The 15,783-nt window shown below is 67.6% G+C and carries 16 protein-coding genes and 1 pseudogene; 10 read left to right on the top strand and 7 right to left on the bottom strand.

Features of this window, described 5'->3' with window-relative positions:
• Nucleotides 1-330 precede the first annotated feature (330 nt).
• Complete coding sequence (locus ABZW18_RS21155; protein WP_356189547.1) at nucleotides 331-2,652, top strand: ATP-dependent RecD-like DNA helicase; 2,322 nt, start codon at nucleotides 331-333, stop codon at nucleotides 2,650-2,652.
• On the opposite strand, the gene ABZW18_RS21150 is transcribed toward ABZW18_RS21155, so the two are convergent.
• A complete protein-coding gene (locus ABZW18_RS21150; RefSeq protein ID WP_356189545.1) occupies nucleotides 2,639-2,773 on the bottom strand; it encodes a hypothetical protein in 135 nt (44 codons plus the stop codon). The two genes, ABZW18_RS21155 and ABZW18_RS21150, sit on opposite strands and share 14 nt — an antisense overlap.
• Before the next feature lie 277 nt (nucleotides 2,774-3,050).
• Nucleotides 3,051-3,491, bottom strand: a complete 441-nt coding sequence (locus tag ABZW18_RS21145; RefSeq protein ID WP_356189543.1) for a hypothetical protein — start codon at nucleotides 3,489-3,491, stop codon at nucleotides 3,051-3,053.
• Between the two features lie 501 nt (nucleotides 3,492-3,992).
• Here ABZW18_RS21145 and ABZW18_RS21140 point away from each other — a divergent pair.
• Entirely contained in the window at nucleotides 3,993-4,286 is a 294-nt protein-coding gene (locus tag ABZW18_RS21140) for a hypothetical protein (protein ID WP_356189541.1), read from the top strand.
• Here the strand turns inward: ABZW18_RS21140 and ABZW18_RS21135 are convergent.
• Nucleotides 4,239-5,243 carry an SEC-C domain-containing protein gene (locus tag ABZW18_RS21135; protein WP_356189539.1) on the bottom strand — a complete coding sequence of 335 codons (1,005 nt, stop codon included), beginning with the start codon at nucleotides 5,241-5,243 and terminating at the stop codon, nucleotides 4,239-4,241. The genes ABZW18_RS21140 and ABZW18_RS21135 overlap by 48 nt on opposite strands.
• A gap of 561 nt (nucleotides 5,244-5,804) precedes the next feature.
• Between ABZW18_RS21135 and ABZW18_RS21130 the strand changes: the two genes are divergently transcribed.
• Nucleotides 5,805-6,116 (top strand): hypothetical protein, encoded by a 312-nt coding sequence (locus ABZW18_RS21130; protein ID WP_356189537.1) that lies wholly within the window; start codon nucleotides 5,805-5,807, stop codon nucleotides 6,114-6,116.
• Here ABZW18_RS21130 and ABZW18_RS21125 read toward each other — a convergent pair.
• From ABZW18_RS21125 to ABZW18_RS21115, 3 genes are all read right to left on the bottom strand, one after another.
• A complete protein-coding gene (locus ABZW18_RS21125; RefSeq protein ID WP_356189536.1) occupies nucleotides 6,106-6,558 on the bottom strand; it encodes a hypothetical protein in 453 nt (150 codons plus the stop codon). The two genes, ABZW18_RS21130 and ABZW18_RS21125, sit on opposite strands and share 11 nt — an antisense overlap.
• Before the next feature lie 120 nt (nucleotides 6,559-6,678).
• Nucleotides 6,679-7,143 (bottom strand): hypothetical protein, encoded by a 465-nt coding sequence (locus ABZW18_RS21120; protein ID WP_356189534.1) that lies wholly within the window; start codon nucleotides 7,141-7,143, stop codon nucleotides 6,679-6,681.
• 310 nt (nucleotides 7,144-7,453) lie between these two features.
• Nucleotides 7,454-7,882, bottom strand: a complete 429-nt coding sequence (locus ABZW18_RS21115) for a hypothetical protein (protein WP_356189532.1) — start codon at nucleotides 7,880-7,882, stop codon at nucleotides 7,454-7,456.
• A gap of 483 nt (nucleotides 7,883-8,365) precedes the next feature.
• Here ABZW18_RS21115 and ABZW18_RS21110 point away from each other — a divergent pair, with 483 nt between their 5' ends.
• The 3 genes from ABZW18_RS21110 to ABZW18_RS21100 all read left to right on the top strand — a co-directional run bounded on the left by ABZW18_RS21110 (nucleotide 8,366) and on the right by ABZW18_RS21100 (nucleotide 10,525).
• The gene (locus ABZW18_RS21110; protein ID WP_356189530.1) at nucleotides 8,366-8,671 is read left to right on the top strand and encodes a hypothetical protein; all 306 of its coding nucleotides are present in this window, start codon (nucleotides 8,366-8,368) and stop codon (nucleotides 8,669-8,671) included.
• Nucleotides 8,672-9,335: 664 nt separating this feature from the next.
• Nucleotides 9,336-10,040 (top strand): hypothetical protein, encoded by a 705-nt coding sequence (locus ABZW18_RS21105; protein WP_356189529.1) that lies wholly within the window; start codon nucleotides 9,336-9,338, stop codon nucleotides 10,038-10,040.
• A gap of 167 nt (nucleotides 10,041-10,207) precedes the next feature.
• The gene (locus tag ABZW18_RS21100) at nucleotides 10,208-10,525 is read left to right on the top strand and encodes a helix-turn-helix transcriptional regulator (protein WP_356189527.1); all 318 of its coding nucleotides are present in this window, start codon (nucleotides 10,208-10,210) and stop codon (nucleotides 10,523-10,525) included.
• A 223-nt stretch (nucleotides 10,526-10,748) separates the two neighbouring features.
• On the opposite strand, the gene ABZW18_RS21095 is transcribed toward ABZW18_RS21100, so the two are convergent.
• Nucleotides 10,749-11,297, bottom strand: a complete 549-nt coding sequence (locus ABZW18_RS21095; protein WP_356189525.1) for a hypothetical protein — start codon at nucleotides 11,295-11,297, stop codon at nucleotides 10,749-10,751.
• A 1,331-nt stretch (nucleotides 11,298-12,628) separates the two neighbouring features.
• On the opposite strand from ABZW18_RS21095, the gene ABZW18_RS21090 reads away from it, so the two are divergent.
• The 4 genes and pseudogenes from ABZW18_RS21090 to ABZW18_RS21075 form a co-directional block, all read left to right on the top strand.
• Entirely contained in the window at nucleotides 12,629-12,931 is a 303-nt protein-coding gene (locus tag ABZW18_RS21090; protein ID WP_356189523.1) for a hypothetical protein, read from the top strand.
• Nucleotides 12,932-13,099: 168 nt separating this feature from the next.
• A complete protein-coding gene (locus ABZW18_RS21085) occupies nucleotides 13,100-13,399 on the top strand; it encodes a DUF6300 family protein (RefSeq protein WP_356189521.1) in 300 nt (99 codons plus the stop codon).
• 643 nt (nucleotides 13,400-14,042) lie between these two features.
• Nucleotides 14,043-14,894 (top strand): methyltransferase domain-containing protein, encoded by an 852-nt coding sequence (locus ABZW18_RS21080; RefSeq protein ID WP_356189519.1) that lies wholly within the window; start codon nucleotides 14,043-14,045, stop codon nucleotides 14,892-14,894.
• Nucleotides 14,891-15,697, top strand: a pseudogene (locus ABZW18_RS21075) (IS5 family transposase); the annotation flags it as partial. The gene ABZW18_RS21080 and the pseudogene ABZW18_RS21075, both read left to right, overlap by 4 nt.
• Nucleotides 15,698-15,783 lie beyond the last annotated feature (86 nt).

Raw genomic sequence — 15,783 nt, 5'->3', positions numbered from 1 at the left:
GAAGCCCTCTGGGAGCGCTCGTGCTCCCATGCTCCCAAGGTGTCAATCGCGCCGATTCGTCTGTCACCCGATCCGGTCGAGGCTGGTCGTACCCACGGCGCTGACCTGGTCATTCGTGCCACGGTAGCCGTGGAGGGGCGGATGCGGTTGGTGCCGCTCCCCGCCGATAGTCGTGGGTGAGCCGCGTTGCGAAGCCCACGATGCCTCGTACTGAAGCTCGCCACGGCAGGTCAACCGCACGACAGGCCGCTGTTCCGGGACTCATGCTGACCTTGTCGTATCCCTGGCATGGCGTGATCCGCTCGCCGTAGCATCCGTTGGAGAGAGCGCGTGCCCCACCAAGTTCCCCTGGACGCCCCCGATGTGATCGACGGTGTGGTCGATCATCTGCTGCACGTCAGCTACAACGAGCGCACGATGCTCCGGCTGGCCACGGCGAGCGGCGACGAGGACGGCATCACCGCACACGGCAAGGCACTCTTCGGCACGCGACCCGGGGAGAGCCTGCGGCTGCGCGGAGCATGGGTCCATCACCCACGCTACGGAAAGCAGTTCAAGGCCGAGCAGTGCGAACGGACGATGCCGGCCGACGAGAGGGCCATCCGCCTCTACCTCGCCTCGGGCATGATCCGCGGCATCGGCCCCGTCCTCGCCGCCGCGATCGTGGACACCTTCCGCACGCAGACCCTGAAGATCATCGACACCGAACCGCAGCGGCTGATGCAGGTGCACGGGATCGGCGAGATCAGGCTGAGGCGGATCACAGCGGCCTGGCAGGAGCAGAAGGCCATCGCCGAGATCATGGTGTTCCTGCAGGGCCTGGACATCACCCCGGCACTCGCGGTGAAGATCTACACCGCGTACGCCGACACCGACGACGACCCGATGCGCATCGTACGCCGCACCCCCTACCAGCTGTGCCGGGACGTGCACGGCGTCGGCTTCGTCAACGCCGACAAGATCGCACTGGCAGTCGGCATCCCCAAGCACAGCGCCGCCCGCCTCCAGGCCGCCTTGCTGCACGAACTCGACCAGGCCGGCGGAAGCGGCCACTGCCACCTGCCGGTGCGAGTACTGATCGCCCGCACCCGCCAACTGCTCGCCGACAGCGACCCGGCCACCGCGGAGATCCTTGACGACGCGGTGCTGCGTCACGCGCTGGAAACGCTGCGCGGCCAGGGCGAGATGGTCACCGAGACGCTTCCGCTGCCTGTACCCGACGGCACCGACGCGGCGGCGGACATGGAGATCGCCATGCTGCCGCACCGGCACCGGGATGAGACCCAACTCGCCTTCCATGTACGGCGCCTCCTCCGATCCCCATCCTCTTCGCTGACCGACCTCGCGCCGTGGGCAGAGCGGCTGGCCGAGCTCACCACTCAGGAGACGGCCGGCCTGACCGACGAACAGCACCAGGCGATTCTCACCTCCCTAACTCGCCCCCTCTCCGTCCTGACGGGAGGCCCGGGATGCGGCAAGACTCACGCCCTGCGTACCCTGGTCGAAATCGCCGACGAGGCCGGTGCGATCGTCGCGCTGGCCGCGCCTACTGGGAAGGCCGCGAAGCGCCTGGAGGAGACCTGCGGCCAGGCGGCAATGACCGTGCACCGGCTTATCCGGCCCCCCGACGGCGACTCCCTTTTCGACCACGCCAGCGTCCTGGAGAGCGCCGATCTCGTGGTGATCGACGAAGCCTCGATGCTCGATCTCGCCCTGGCCCGCCGCCTCTTTGCCGCCGTCCGCGAGGGCTGCCATCTGCTACTCGTCGGCGACATCGACCAGCTGCCCAGCGTCGCCCCCGGCCGGGTCCTGCGCGACCTGCTCGACGTCGAGGACATCCCGCGTACCCGGCTCACCAAGGTCTTCCGCCAGCACGACGACAGCGCCGCAATCGTCATCAATGCTCATCGCATCCTGCGCGGCGAACTCCCCAGGGACGATCCCAAGGCGTTCTGGAACTGGCCCGTGCCCACCGCCGAGGCCATCGCCCAACGCGTGGTGGACCTCGTTACCGACCGCATGCCGAAACGCTTCGGTGTCAGCCCGCAGGATATTCAGGTCCTGTGCCCGGGCAAGAAGAACATCGCCGGCATGACCGACCTCAACCTGCGCCTCCAGGACAGCCTCAACCCGCCCGCCGACGACAAGCCCCAGCACTACCACGGCGGGACCGCCTTCCGCCTCGGCGACCGCGTCCAGCAGATCCGCAACAACCCCCACCGCGGCGAGAGCGGCGTCTTCAACGGCACCAGCGGCACCATCACCGCGGTCGACACCGAGACCCACCATCTCACTGTCACCTTCCACGACGGCGAGGCAGCCATCTACCCCTTCACCGACCTCGACGAACTGGTCCACGCCTACGCCCTGACCGCCCACCGCTCACAGGGCAGCGAATACCCGTACGTCATCGTCCCTATGATCAGTGCCGCCGGGATGATGCTCCTCCAGCGCAATCTGCTCTACACCGCCGTGACCCGCGCCCGCGAAGGCGTCATGCTCATCGGCCAGAGTGAAGCCGTCGAGCGCGCGATCGCCAACACCCGCACCCAGCGCCGCAACACCGCCCTCACCCACCGGATCGTCCACCTGGCCGACGGCGTTCCAGCGCCCCGCACCCAGCCGCCGACCGGTCAGCTCACCTGGAGCTGACGGCGGCGGGCATACGGTGCGCCGACTGGTGGGCAGTGGAGCCCACGGCCTGCGACGTGGCGGCGCGGAACACCGGCCGGGCACCGACCGCGGGGGCCGCCTCCCGGGATACCGAGCTCACGGACGCGATGCTGTGCGCCAACGGGCCGGTCACGTGTCAGGGCGCGGGTGTGACGTCGGCGGTGCCGGGACAGACAGCCGCAAGGGTCCACAGGGCGTCGCTCGGCCTGGTCGACGTCCAGGTCCCAGCGGGCCTTGGTGGTCACCCAGTCGCCCAGGTACGACGGCGCATGCGTCTCGGCGTGGGCCGGGGACGGCGGCACTGGGGCGGGTAGCGACGGGCGGAGGGCACTGGCGTCCGCGGCCGGGCTCTGCTGAGCCCGTCGCTCCTGGGTGCGTTATCGCGTGGTTCCGTCTCCGCGGCCGCTGTCCGGTTGCTGGGGCGGCGGGAAGTGCTGGTCGAGGATCCGGGCCCATTCGTCGAGGACGACGAAGCGCCCCGGTCGATCGGCCTGGGTCTGGACGAGCTGGAGCAGGGCAGCGACGAATGGCGCCGCGGCCGGGTCGTCAGCAATGCCGGCGGCAGCGGCGCGAAGACGCTCGTGAGCCGCGGGAAATGCCTCCCGTGCCCACGCCTCTTGTTCCTCGACGCGCCGGGCACCGTCCTCGAGGAGGATGCGGTCCACAGTGTGCTGGGGGCAGTCCGGCAGATGCCAGGTTTCCGTGAGTCCTGTTGTGCCGACGGTCATGACGCGGGTGTTGTCGTAGCCGGGCCCGGCGTGGCAGTCGGGGCACTCGGCGCGGCGCGGCTCCGGCCGGTGAGCGTCGGGGTCGGTCACGCGCTGGTTCCTTCGCTTGGGTCGGTCGGCCTGGGGAGTGCTGGTCCCGGGGGACGGATTTCGACGGTACGCCTCCGGGCACAGTAGGAGACAGACCCCCGGCGCGGCCCGCCACAGTAGGCAGAAGTGCACCGGCTTCCCGCGCATTGAGGTGCTAGCGTCAATGCGTGTGTTCGCGCCGTATATCCGGACCAGTTGAGCCTGAGTTGATCCGCGAGCTTTCCACTCCTGAACTTGCTCTTGTGCTGCTCCAGTCCCTTGCCCGCGGCAGCCGCGAGATCAACTCCAACCACCTGATCCGCTCCACTGAGCAGGCATACGGTCACGAAAGTGACTGTGCCCAGCTCCTGAACCGGCTCTCCGACGCCTGGGCGGGACGGATATCGGGACCTGTGCGTCCCGGACGACACCGGACGGCCGTTACGCAAGGAAATAGCCGGGCTGATCTACGCCTTCGACGCGGTCGCGGCCGCTCGCCGCACGCGCGAGGATCACCTCAAGGTGGCCGACAACGTGCTCGAAGTTCTCACCCGTCGCGGAGTTTCAGGCGAGGTGCAATTGACCGAGCGCCCGCCCCTGGTCGGCCTGCGCCTCAAGAAGAGCGGCCAGTTCAGGATCCCTGGTGAAGACAGGCCGTCCCAGTACGCCGGCACCGCCACGGGCGCGAGGCGCACCTCGGTGCCCTGGGTACGCGCGGCGTCGAAGAGGGTCTGCACGACGATCACGATCTGCGCGACGGCGCTGGGCTCAATTCCGCGCAGGCGTCCCGCAGCACTTCTTATATTTTCGGCCTGATTCGCACCAGCATGGACCGTTTCGTGGCGGCGGCCAGAACAGTGTCTCGTGGTCGAACTCACTGTCGCGCCACCGCATGTACCGGACGCGGGTCTCCGGGTCGTCTGGATCGTGGCCGGTGCGCTTGGCGTACACGTCGTAGTCGGCGAGGGTGCCGGTGACCATGCGGACGTGGACGGCGCCGCCGGTGCTGTACTCACGCCCCTTGCGCTGGAGGCTGGCCGCGTAGGTGTCGTAGTCGGTGCCGTACTCGACAGCCGTCTCCGGCCAACGCTGGCGGACCTGCGGCAAGTCCCCGCGTGTCCAGCGCAGCACCAGACCGTCGACGGGACCGTCGGCAGCGTCCTGAAGCTGGTCGAAGACCTCCAGTGCCTCTGCGTCGGCCTGGGCTTCGACGGCCTGGTCCAACTCATCGGGCTCGAGGCCAAGTTGCTCTCGGACGAGACTGCGGTTGAGGAGGAGATCGTGCCGGTGCTCGGCTGCGGTCTCGTCATCTTCACCGACTTCACCGGCTCGGGCCAGGGCCGCTTCGCACCAGACCAGAGCCGCTTCCGGCTGCGGGCTACTCGCTTCGGACAGCACTTCGACTATCTCGTTGTAGATCCGCAGGTCCGGAGGAGAGGAGCGGTCCAGTTCGGCACGCAGTGCGTCCCGCGCTGCGTCGCCTTCCTCGGCCCGGCCCAGCTCATACAAAATCTCGATCAGGCCGACCTGGGCATCGCGGGCCTGGTCGCCGCCTCGTTCACGGGCGTCGCGGAACAGCTCGAATGCTTCCTCGGGGGCGCCCTTTCGGGCCCGGCCCCATCCGGCCTGGGTCAGGGCACGTGGCACGTCGGGGTCGCTGTCGTGCTCGCGTGCCCACTGCTCACACTCGTCCGCGGTCGCCTCACGGCCGAGCTGGGCCAGGAACGTCTCGTACGGCGACTGGTCGGCGCCGGGCGAGGGAGTGGCGGTCATACGGGCGACGGTAGCGGCCCGGACGGCTGTCGTCTGTCGAATGCCCGGGTCTTCACCCTGCCGAGGCCGCCGGGGGCACGCGCTCGTGGCGTGAACGGATTAGCTGACCGGTTCTGCCGGGGCGTGGGCCGCATGCCAGGCGTCCCAGATCTCGCTGCGGAGACGGCCACGCAGTGGCACGTCCATGCCCGGCTCCGGGCCCACTGGCGTACCTCTGCCACCGGCGGTGTGGCTGTCGCGCAGGCGGCGGGATCATCGTCACCGGCGAAACAGCTCCGGTGGTCAACCCGTCGGCCGCAGACCCGATCATGAGCGAGATCCTGCAGGTCCTCCCCTCCGGCAGTGAGAGCCTGCTCCGCAAGCAACTGACGAACCTCTCTCCCGTGGTGGGGCTGCGCCGTTCGATCTTTACCGCCCACCGCCCGTACACCGGCCAAAGCGCCCGCGCCCACATTGAACTCCACCACGACGGATCCTTCGCCGGCGCATTGAACGCCACTTCCCCCGCCCCCACTCAGAAACGAGCCCGCCCTGTTGCCCCAGCTCTCTTTGGAAAGCGCCGTGCGCGACCTCGTGACCGCGGCCGCCTTGAACGCCGGTCTCCGGGGCGCCGACGGCCCTCTCCAGTTCCGTGCGCAGATCATCAGCAACAGCCCCGTGGCCCTGGCCGAACGGGACGGCCCGTATGACGAACAGGTCGACGGCAGCATCGTGCTCGACGGCAGCATCCCGACGCTGGCCGCCGCCTTCGTCACGACCGAGGCCCCCGTAAACGATCTTGTCGCCCTCCCGCACCGCCGCGCCGAGGCCGCGAACCGGCTACTGCTGGACCTCACCCACCAGTTCGCCGTCGCCGACCTGATCAATCCGTAAGGGAGCCATCCGTAACGGAGCCAGCGGCGGGCGCCTCGAGTCCCGGCAGCACGGCCATCATCGTTACCATCGAGGACATCCTTGAGGAGACTGTCGGCGATTCCTGGCTCTGGCGACGAACCCGATGCTCCTCCAGGGCCCTGCGCCGATACGAGCGCGCCTCCGGGGTGAACTCGGCGTCCGGGTGCGTGTCGAGGTTGGCGGTGGTGACCACGACCCAAGCGGGCACCTCGTGATCGTGATGCCGCTCCAGGGCATCGAGCGCCTCGCGCATCCGGAGGCGTTCGGCGCCATCAGCAGCGCGGCGCGCGGTGTGCAGAGCGTTGGCGATGGTGGCGGAGCCGACCGCGAGGAAGTCCCGGTACGCCTGTCCGCCGGTCTGGAGGCGGGCGGCGGTGAGGGTCGGCGGCGGGCAGGCGGCGAACGTCGAGCGGGGAAGCACGCGAATTGTCTGCGGTGCCGGTGCGGTGCTCTGGCGCCCGGCGGGAGAGACCGTACGGAGTGGGCGGCTGCACACCGCGTTTCCCGGGCCGGAGGGTCGTCCCGGCCCGGGCGCTTGGGTCTACTCCGCGGCGGGGGTGAACAGGGCGTCGCCCAGGAGGGAAGAGCGCACGATCACGGCGCCCGTGGGCTCGGCCCAGAAGGCGCTGATGGTCCTCGCGCCGTAGAGGTGGCTGACGATCTGGCGCAGGCGCTCGCGGTTGACGGGTGCTCCATCGCAGGTGTCGATGTAGAGGGGGGCATCGATGCGATGGAGGTTTCCGGGGGTGAGCCGGTGAAGGACGGGGGCAGTGATGTACGTCGGCCGGCCGTAGCGACGGATGTTGTCGCTGGCCCACCAGGCGCGCATGACGTCGTCGTCGGCGGTGATGCCTTCCGGCTCGCCGGGGACGGTCCATCTTCCGGCGTAGCGCTCCCAGACGATGTTGGTCGCGCACACGAGGGTGTCACCGTCGCTGAAGGCCGGAGGTGCAAGGAGCCGGGAGCGGGCTGCGCGAGCGTGCTCGAAGTAGGCGGCGATTGCCACGCGGTGGCCTTGCGGGGAAGGTGCGTGCGCAGTGGGGGTGGTACAGGGGTGGGCAGGGGGACTGATAGTGCTGGTGGCCACGGAGGGTGCCTTTCAAGTCCCGGCGGCTATCTGCATGCCGGTTGGTGGCGACGTGCTGAGGTCGGCGGCGTTGTGCCGCGGGGTGGGGATGGCAGGGCCGACCTGTGCGGAGCACGCGTGCGGAGTGAGTGGGCATGAGAGGTGCGGCTGTGGGGGCGGCCCGGGGCTGCCCCCACGGAGCGCGCGGACCCGGGGTGATGTGGGTAGACCCATCCCGGATGTGCGGCAGTCAGACCCCTGGTGGCACCGGCTGGGATGGGGTCGTGACCTGCAGGGGAACGGTGCTATCCGGTGGGGCAACGTCCTCGAAGCCCACAGTCCCGACCGCCAGACGCGCGGCTCGGCCGGCCTCGTCCTCGACTCGCAGTACGTCCCCGGCCGAGATCGGCCGCACGTGGTCGGGCCACCATTGCCTGCGGTCGTCTGGCCGTTGCCAGGCCCCCACCCAGACGGCGGCGTCTGCCGCGCTGCGGTCCTCCGCCTCCTCGAAACGCAAGCGGAGCACCTGTCCGGCGCTGGTGGTCACCTCCGCCATCGGGCAGCCGATGAAGGACTCCTCGACAGCTGGAGGCGAGTTCTGGCCGACATGCAGCAGGACGGTCACGGTGAAGCACTGCAGTGGGCCGGCAGCAGCGGATGGGGTCTCGGGAGTAGGCATGGCAAAGCCCTTTCAAGGCAGGCAGGAAGGAGCGGAGATACGTGGCAGCGGGGAAGCCGGCAGGTCAGGTCACGGGAAGGCGGCCGGAGAGACCTGCTCGGTTACGGTGTGAAAAACGTACTCAACGCTGCTTCAATGGCCGCAAGTCCCAATATCAATGGATACACAGCGAATTGAGGCGGGCGTGGCGCCAGCGGCCCGGCAGGCGCTGAGGGAGCACGGGGAAGATGTTCGTGCGGCCAAGGAGAAGGGACGCGGTCCCAGAGCGTGGCCAGGTGCCTCACAGCTCGGGACAGCCCGGGGGGACTTGCTCGGCTGTGATCTCCGCTCGACCTTGCCGCGAGTGCCCGCGATGGATCGGGCTGCGGAGCGGCCCGGTGGGTGCGGTCGAGGTGAGGACCGCAGGGGGCCAGCCGCCCATTCCACCCTTGGGCGGAGCAAAACCCCCGCCGCCCGTACCCGCGCTCACACGAGCCGTCCGAGATGGCCGACGGCAAGGTTATGAAGCTTCGACGCACGCTCCACCAGAGCGGCGTCGTGGAGATGATCGAGGCACAGTTTGAAGGGCTCCCGGGCCCGCCCGGCTACCCCGTCCGTCTGGTTCTGCTTGGTCTGGTCTGCGCAAGCTACGAGAGGACCAGCAGCAACCTCGACGACGCCTTCGAGATCATGACGTTCGGCACCAGCGAGCGGCTGCGCGCCCACCTCTCATTCCAACCTGCGACATCGAGGACCAGGATGCGGTCAACGCGCTTTACAACCGCTTCCACCGCGCCTGGACCCGCATGAACCGGCTGCTGGACGCTGCACCGCACCAGCGCCGCAGTCGGCTTCCCAGGGCGGCAGGTCGCAAAGTGGCCGCTCAGTGGAACGGTGAACACGGGCAGCCTGCGCTCCGCCGTCTGGAAGAGCTCGCCAACCGGCTGGTCACCGCCCCGGTCCGCATCGCCTTCGTGAAAGGTCTGATGCGTCACTGGCGCGGAGACACTGCGATCGACACCACCTGCGTGCCAACTTGGGCCCGTCCCCAGACACGCAAGCGCTCCGCTCTGGAGGCGAGCGCCAACTGGCATTACAAGGGAGGTGGCGACCGGGAGTTCGGCTACAGCGCCACGCTCGCCATCGCTGCCCACGCCGATCCGGACCGAGCCGGCCGTTACCCACAGCTGATCCTCGGCATGGTGCTGCACACGCCCGAGAAGGACATGGGCCGCCACGCCCACTACGTCAGCGCTGTGCTGGCGCAGCTCACCGAGCTCCGTGGCTTCACGGCGGCCGACCGTGCTTACACCAAGCTCCTCCCCGAGAACTTCCACCGGCCGATGCGAGCCCTCGGCTACATGCCCGTGCTCGACTTCACTGAGCCCCAGGTCACCTCCGCCAAGGCGGAAGGCCACCACCAGGGCGCGATCACGAAAGTCGGCCGACTCTTCTGCCCCTCACGCCACGCCGCTTGCTCGACCTGTACTCGCAGATCCGCAGCGCAAAGAACGAGCGTGAACGCATCCCACTTCGAGAGCGGCTGCAGGAGATCGAGGCCTACGCACTCACCCGTAAGGACACACTCGACGATCGCGGCACCGAGCGGTTCGCCTGCCCCATCGCCAAGCTCAACTGCCCTCGGGCACAGGAGCGTGAGGGCCGTGGCACACCACCGAACAAGGGGCCCGTACCGGTCGGCATCAACCTCGATGCCCGCAGGGAGCGCGCCGCGCACCCCGCCAGCTGGCCCACCGTAGAGCCCCCGACCATTCCTCTCGGCGAACGCCCCAAGTGTTGCCGCCAGTCCTCCGTCACCGTGCAGGCGCACGTCATGCCCCGCACACGGCAGGAGCTGCCCTGGCAGACACCTTCCTGGGCCTTGGCCTACCAGACGTTGCGCGCCCACATCGAAGGTGGGAACGGGCGGCTGAAATCCGTCGACTCCGCCCTGCACGCCCGCGAGAGGCGTCAGCCCCGTGGCCGCGTCGCCCAAACCCTCCTGTCCGCCATCACCGTCATGGTCCACAACATCAAGGAGCTCGAGCAGTACCCGGCCGCCAGCAAGCAGAGCGCGATCACCGGCCTCGACCTCGAGCCGAACGATGTCCTTCTGCCCTACCCGACGATCAGCTTGACGGTCGCGCCCCGCCCTCAGGTGCTGAGCCGTAGCCCCTGAGCGGGCACGTTCCGGGCAATTGAAGATCGACACGTCGCGAGACCGCAGGAGTCTGCGAGGATCGCGCCGCTCATAGCCGTCTCCAAAGGAACACACCACGAAAAGCGGCTACACAAGTGGCCACCTGTTTCGTGAGTGTGCACTTCGACAGTCAGGAGCGCATGCGCATGACCGGAGGGCGAGGCCGTAGTAGGCCGCCGCGGGAGCTGGCTCGGGACCCGGAGAATTGGCCCGAGGCGACGTTCGTTGACCAGCCCCAGGCCAGGGTGGTGCAGGCGGTCGCACAAGCTCTGACCAGGCAAATGACCCTTCAGGGGCTGGGTCTGCGACGCGTCGCCGCTCTCAGTGGCGTCAACCGTCAGGCGGTCGCGAATCTCCTCGCCGGCAGTAGCTGGCCGGACGTGGCGACGTTGAGCCGTCTGGAGGACGGGCTCGGCGTGGGTCTCTACCCGGGTGTCAATGATCCGGGATCGATGCATTGCTGAACCTCCGGAACCCGCACGTCATCTGTACGGGCAGGACGGATTGGGCTCAGCACGCCACAGGTGGCCCGACGGTGGGCTACCCTCAAAAACGGCATGCAGAAGCCCCTAACCGGACTCACATGCTCGGTGCCGCCGAGACTGATCCCTTGGCGGCACCACCAATTCACCGTCCAGCGCCGTGCTGATCCTTCACGGCAACGGACGTGCTGCTAGGCGCTGCTACTTATCGATCCACCTCCGCCCCGGTGTACAGGCCCGGTCCGACCTGCTTCAGGCATCCCTTATTCACCAGGCGGTTGAGCCGGTGACGCATCCGCTCGATCTCTGCTCGAGGCGCACTCTTGTCGACGAGGGGGATGACTACGTCCTTGGGGCTCATCGGTCGATCTGCCGAGCCCACCAGAGTGACTACCTTCCGGTTCAGCTCGCTAAGTCGACCAGAGAGCTTCGAACCCTGCTGCGTGTCCGTCCTGCGCCGCTGCTGTGTACCCGGCTGCCCGCCGGGGGCCGACTCTGCATCCGACTCGGTGGCTTCTGAAGCGCCATTCGTGGAGGACTGTGCATGAACCCCGTCGCGGCCTTCGGCGGATCCCCCACTCGCAGTCGGCTTCCCAGGAGGCGCCTCTTCGAGAAGCTGCGCTGCAGTACGCCGCGTGATTGCAAGTGCTGCCAGCCGCTCCTCGGTCTCGGCGATCTCAGCGCGCAGCCGGGCAACCAACTCCCGAGCAGCGTGTTCCTCCGCGTCGAGACGATGGAAGAGCATCTCTCTCATTGCTGACTCACCATCAAATCCCCTACGGCTAGTCGCTGTTGCGCGAGCAAGAGCACTCGGAGGGCTGCGACGCCGTGCTCCCGCAATACGGGCTAGTTGAAGGAGGATATTCCCGTCTCCCGGGAAGAATGGGGATTCATTCCTCCGTTTCTTGTTTCCCTCCGGGGGCGACTCGCAAGATGGGCAGCCAATCGCCCTGATGGGGCCCATCTCAGCGTCTGGGGTCGCCGTGATTCCGAACAGCATTCAATCCACTGAGCGCCCCAGCGAACGCCTCATCTCCGGTCGCGAGGGCCCACGGCGGAAGAGCGACCCGGAAACTCGCAAAACATCGATCGATGGACAACAACCGCTCTCCCAGCATTGAACTCATCGATCATTTCAGGCAGCGGTGATTTCGCCAGGCTGCTGAGGCAGATGAACAGCCTCCTGTCACAGTTGCCGCGAGCTGAAGCCGTGTCCCCGGTCGAGGCTCAACGCCTGCTGGTCCTCTTGGGTATTTGGGGCTCATCCGTAGCCCGGCACTACCAAGAAGGCTTTCCGAAAACAGCCGCCGCACGCCCCTCCTACGGCATGACGTTCCTCCGGGTAGGTTCGAGCGAAGCCGCCTTCCAGGACTACTTCCATGATCTCGCGTCCCGTTCAGGGCCGGACACCCCGATCGCGACGCCTATGCCTCGTTGGTCAGGTGGAATACTGACACCTGCGGGCTTACTGGGATGGCGCCTGCGTTTCCGAACTGCCCGGCGTGTTCAACGACGGGCGGGTGAGGACCTACACCGGAAATATTGGCGAGGTGTTGATCCTCGAGCTCTTCAAGAGGTGCGAGACCCTGGAGTGAGCTGCTAATACGGCACTTGAACCCTTGTGGACGGGGCGCATGAACCCTGAGTCCCATGAGGCCGTGGAGCGATTCACTCTCGCTACGCACATGCTCGCCGGCGTAAGGCGTCTTTTTCTGGACTTTCCCGCGGGGGACGTACGAGGGAAGATGACCGTCGATCACTTCGTCAAGGTTTTCGCCAGTTCGCCGTGCACTGGGCAGCGAGAGACGTTCCTCCAAGCGGTCCGCAGGATGTCGAATTCGTCAAACGCGACTTCATGACGGGAATCGGTTCGGCGCACTACTGCGATCATGTCCGGAGGATATTTCCGGGACTTCTGGGTTCCGAGCGTGAGCAACTGTCAGAGGCCATGACTCTCCCGTCACTCCCCCAAACGGTCCTGGGGACATTCGGCCTCACCGAAGCGGAGCTGGCCGAGATGTCAGACCGTGAACTGGCCCTCAGCATCAGCCAGCCTCCAGTGATCGCGGCGTGCTACTACCTGCTGTGCGCCAGCGCGAAAGCTTCGGCGGCGCATCTGGCTGTGGCGAAAAGTTCCTGTTCAAGCCCGTACGGCAACAGGAATACATGACCGAGGCGGCCGTTCCCAACAGTAATGGGATCACCGGCTTGGCCGAATCAGCGCTCGACCGTCTCCAAGCCGTCCGCCAGGCGCACCCGATGCGACCGCTCAATCAACTGGCTACGTCAGAGGTCCTCTCGCTGTCGCAGGTCACGGCCGATCCGCGCATGACCACGTCGCAAGCACATCGGCTTCTCGGGCTTGAGGCGTCCGCCGTCCATGCATAGCCAGGTATCGGCGCCACGGACGATTTCGTCTCCGGGCCTGGCTGGCAATTTGAACGGATTTCGAGCGGCGCGGCCGCATCTGCTGTTCGGCCCGTTGCCAGAGGAGTTGACGCGGCAGGTCAGCGGGTCTTGAGTGGGAGGCTCACGTCTTGAGCAAAGGGGCACTCCATGGCTTTGGTTGAGGAATCCGACAAGCTGCCGCAGTGCTCACGCTGTCGCGGCGACCTGATCACCAGCGCCGTGACGCCGAAGGACGACGCCTATGGACGGCCGATCCATCTAGAGTTGTGCGCCGCCTGCGACGCGGAGAAGCCCGCCGCCAAGGCGCTGCTGCGGTTTCTCGCCGAAACCGGCGGCCGTGACGAGACCCGGGCGGAAGAGTGCGCGCGGCTGCTGATGCAGTGGACGAAGGAAGGCATGGCCGCCCACGGCTGGTACTGGCAGGAGACGCCCCCCGGCCAGCACTGAGCGTCGGCCGACGGGTGTCGCGCGTACGTGCGGATGCACGGCGGGCGTTATCACACCCTGCTGCCTGAACAGATGGTCGAGCTGGCTGAGGATGTCGGGAGCGGTGCACAGGCCGGAGGCGTCGCCTGCGACGAGGTGAGAGGTCCACAGCAGTGGCCCCGCTTTGATCGCTTCCGACTCGTGTGCCAGGGGCTTGGCGCCGGTGCTGACGACCTCCTTCGTCCAGCCGTGGCCGGGGATGAGTGACTGGCTCATCTGTTCCATGTGCACGGTCCCTGTCCCGGTGGTGCAGGTTGGTGCCGAGCACCGCCTCGAGGCAGGCGCCACAATGAGCTCGGTGCCGGGGAACTGGTCGATCGCGATCCGGGCTTGATGCAGACTAGGCCGTGTCTCCCAACTCCGGTGGGCACGAGGGACGTCGCCGATGCTCGTAGACTCATGACGTGGCATTCATGAGCACCCCGCACTGCTGCTTCCTGTGACCGGAAGACGATGAGGGCGATGCCGGACGGCGTCGCCCTCCTTGGCGTGCCTTCCGTGTGAACCGCGTTTCCCATGCTGCTCCTGTCCTCGCTGAGGCAGTGACGCTCTGAGCGCGCGTGCAGGCACGGTCTCTTCCCTTCACCCTTGCCAGGAGTGCCTCGTGCTCAAGTCGCTTCCCCCTGCCCTCGAACTGTTCCTCGACCTGCTGCGCTGCCCAACGTGCCGCGCACGTCACCTGCATCCCGGCCGCGGCGCACTGCGCTGCCCGGCGGGTCACACCTTCGACATCGCGCGCCACGGCTACGCCGGTCTGCTGACGGGCACCCGCGCCACCAGCGGCGACGATGCAGCCATGGTCCAGGCCCGGCACCGATTCCTGTCCACCGGCACCTACGCGCCCGTCCGCAACGCCGCGGCCCGCCTGGCCGCCGATGCCGTGTCCGATCAGGCCGCGGTTGTGGACGTGGGATGCGGCACGGGCTACTACCTGGCCGGCGTACTCGACCAGCTGCCCGGCGCCCGTGGTCTGGGCCTGGACACATCGGTGCGCGCGCTGCGCTCGGCAGCCCGTGCCCACGACCGAGCCGCCGCGGTGGCCTGGGACGTCTTCCGTCCCTTCCCGCTGGCCGACGCGGTGGCCGATGTCGTGCTGGACGTCTTCGCCCCGCGCAACCCGGCCGAGTTTCACCGCGTACTACGCCCCACCGGCCGGCTGATCGTGGTCCGTCCCACCGGGCGGCACCTGGCCGAGCTGCGCGGCCGGCTGCCCGCAATGGTCACGATCGACCCGGCCAAGGAACAGCGCCTACACCGGGCGCTGGACCCCTTCTTCAAGGCCGCCGTCACCGAACAGGTGGAGTACCACGCGACCCTGAGCAGGCCGGATGCCCTGGACCTGGTGGCGATGACGCCAAGCGCACGCCACATGAGCCGCGCAGACCTGAACGATGACGGCCTTCTGCCCGATCAAGTAACCGTCTCCGTGCTGGCCACCGCCTACCAGCCCCGGTGACCACGAGCGGGCGCATGCGCCTGCTGACCGACGAGCAGTGGGCACGCCTGGCGACCTGCCTTCCCCACAACGCTGGGAAGGCAGGTCGTCCGTTCGCCGACCACCGTCGCATCATCGAAGGGATCATCTTCCGGTACCGCACCGGCATCCCCTGGAGAGACCTGCCCCGCCAAGAGTTTGGTCCCTGGCAGACGGTATGGAAACGCCATCGCAGGTGGGCTGCTGACGGCACCTGGGACACGGTTCTGGCGCAGCTGACCGCCCAGGCGGACTCGACCGACGGCATCGACTGGACGGTCTCGGTCGACTCGACAATCAACCGGGCCCACCAGCACGCCACGAACACAACCCGGCTGGAGAAAGACACAGGTGCCGCCACCTGCCGCAGCGAGGGCAAAGATCCTGCGACCAGGGGCGAGCCGGCGGGCCACGCCATAGGCCGGTCCCGAGGGGGCCTGACAACCAAGATCCATCACGCCGTAGACGGCAACGGCCGCCCGCTGGCCGTCGTCGTCACCCCGGGCCAGGTCCACGACGCGCAGATCCTCTCCCTCTTACTGAGCGACATCCGCGTCCCACGACTCGGTCGCGGCAGGCCGCGCACCACACCAAAGGTGCTGCTCGCAGACAAGGCGTACTCCTCCAAGCAGATCCGTGCAGACCTCGCGGCCCGCGGCATCCGTGCTGTGATCCCCGAGCGCGCCGATCAGCAGGCCAATCGGAAGAGAAAGGGCCGCAGCGGCGGACGACCCCGCACTCTCGACGCCGAGACCTACAAGCGCAGGAACACCGTTGAAAGGAGCAAGCCGTAATGCCCACATAGATGTGCCCGAGGAGGGGAACAGCCCTGTCATAGGGGTTGATGGCCTGCTCAACACTGCTGCCTTTG

The organism is Streptomyces sp. NPDC004647, from assembly GCF_040609575.1.
Taxonomy (GTDB): domain Bacteria; phylum Actinomycetota; class Actinomycetes; order Streptomycetales; family Streptomycetaceae; genus Streptomyces.
This window is presented reverse-complemented; position numbering and strand designations above follow the sequence as displayed.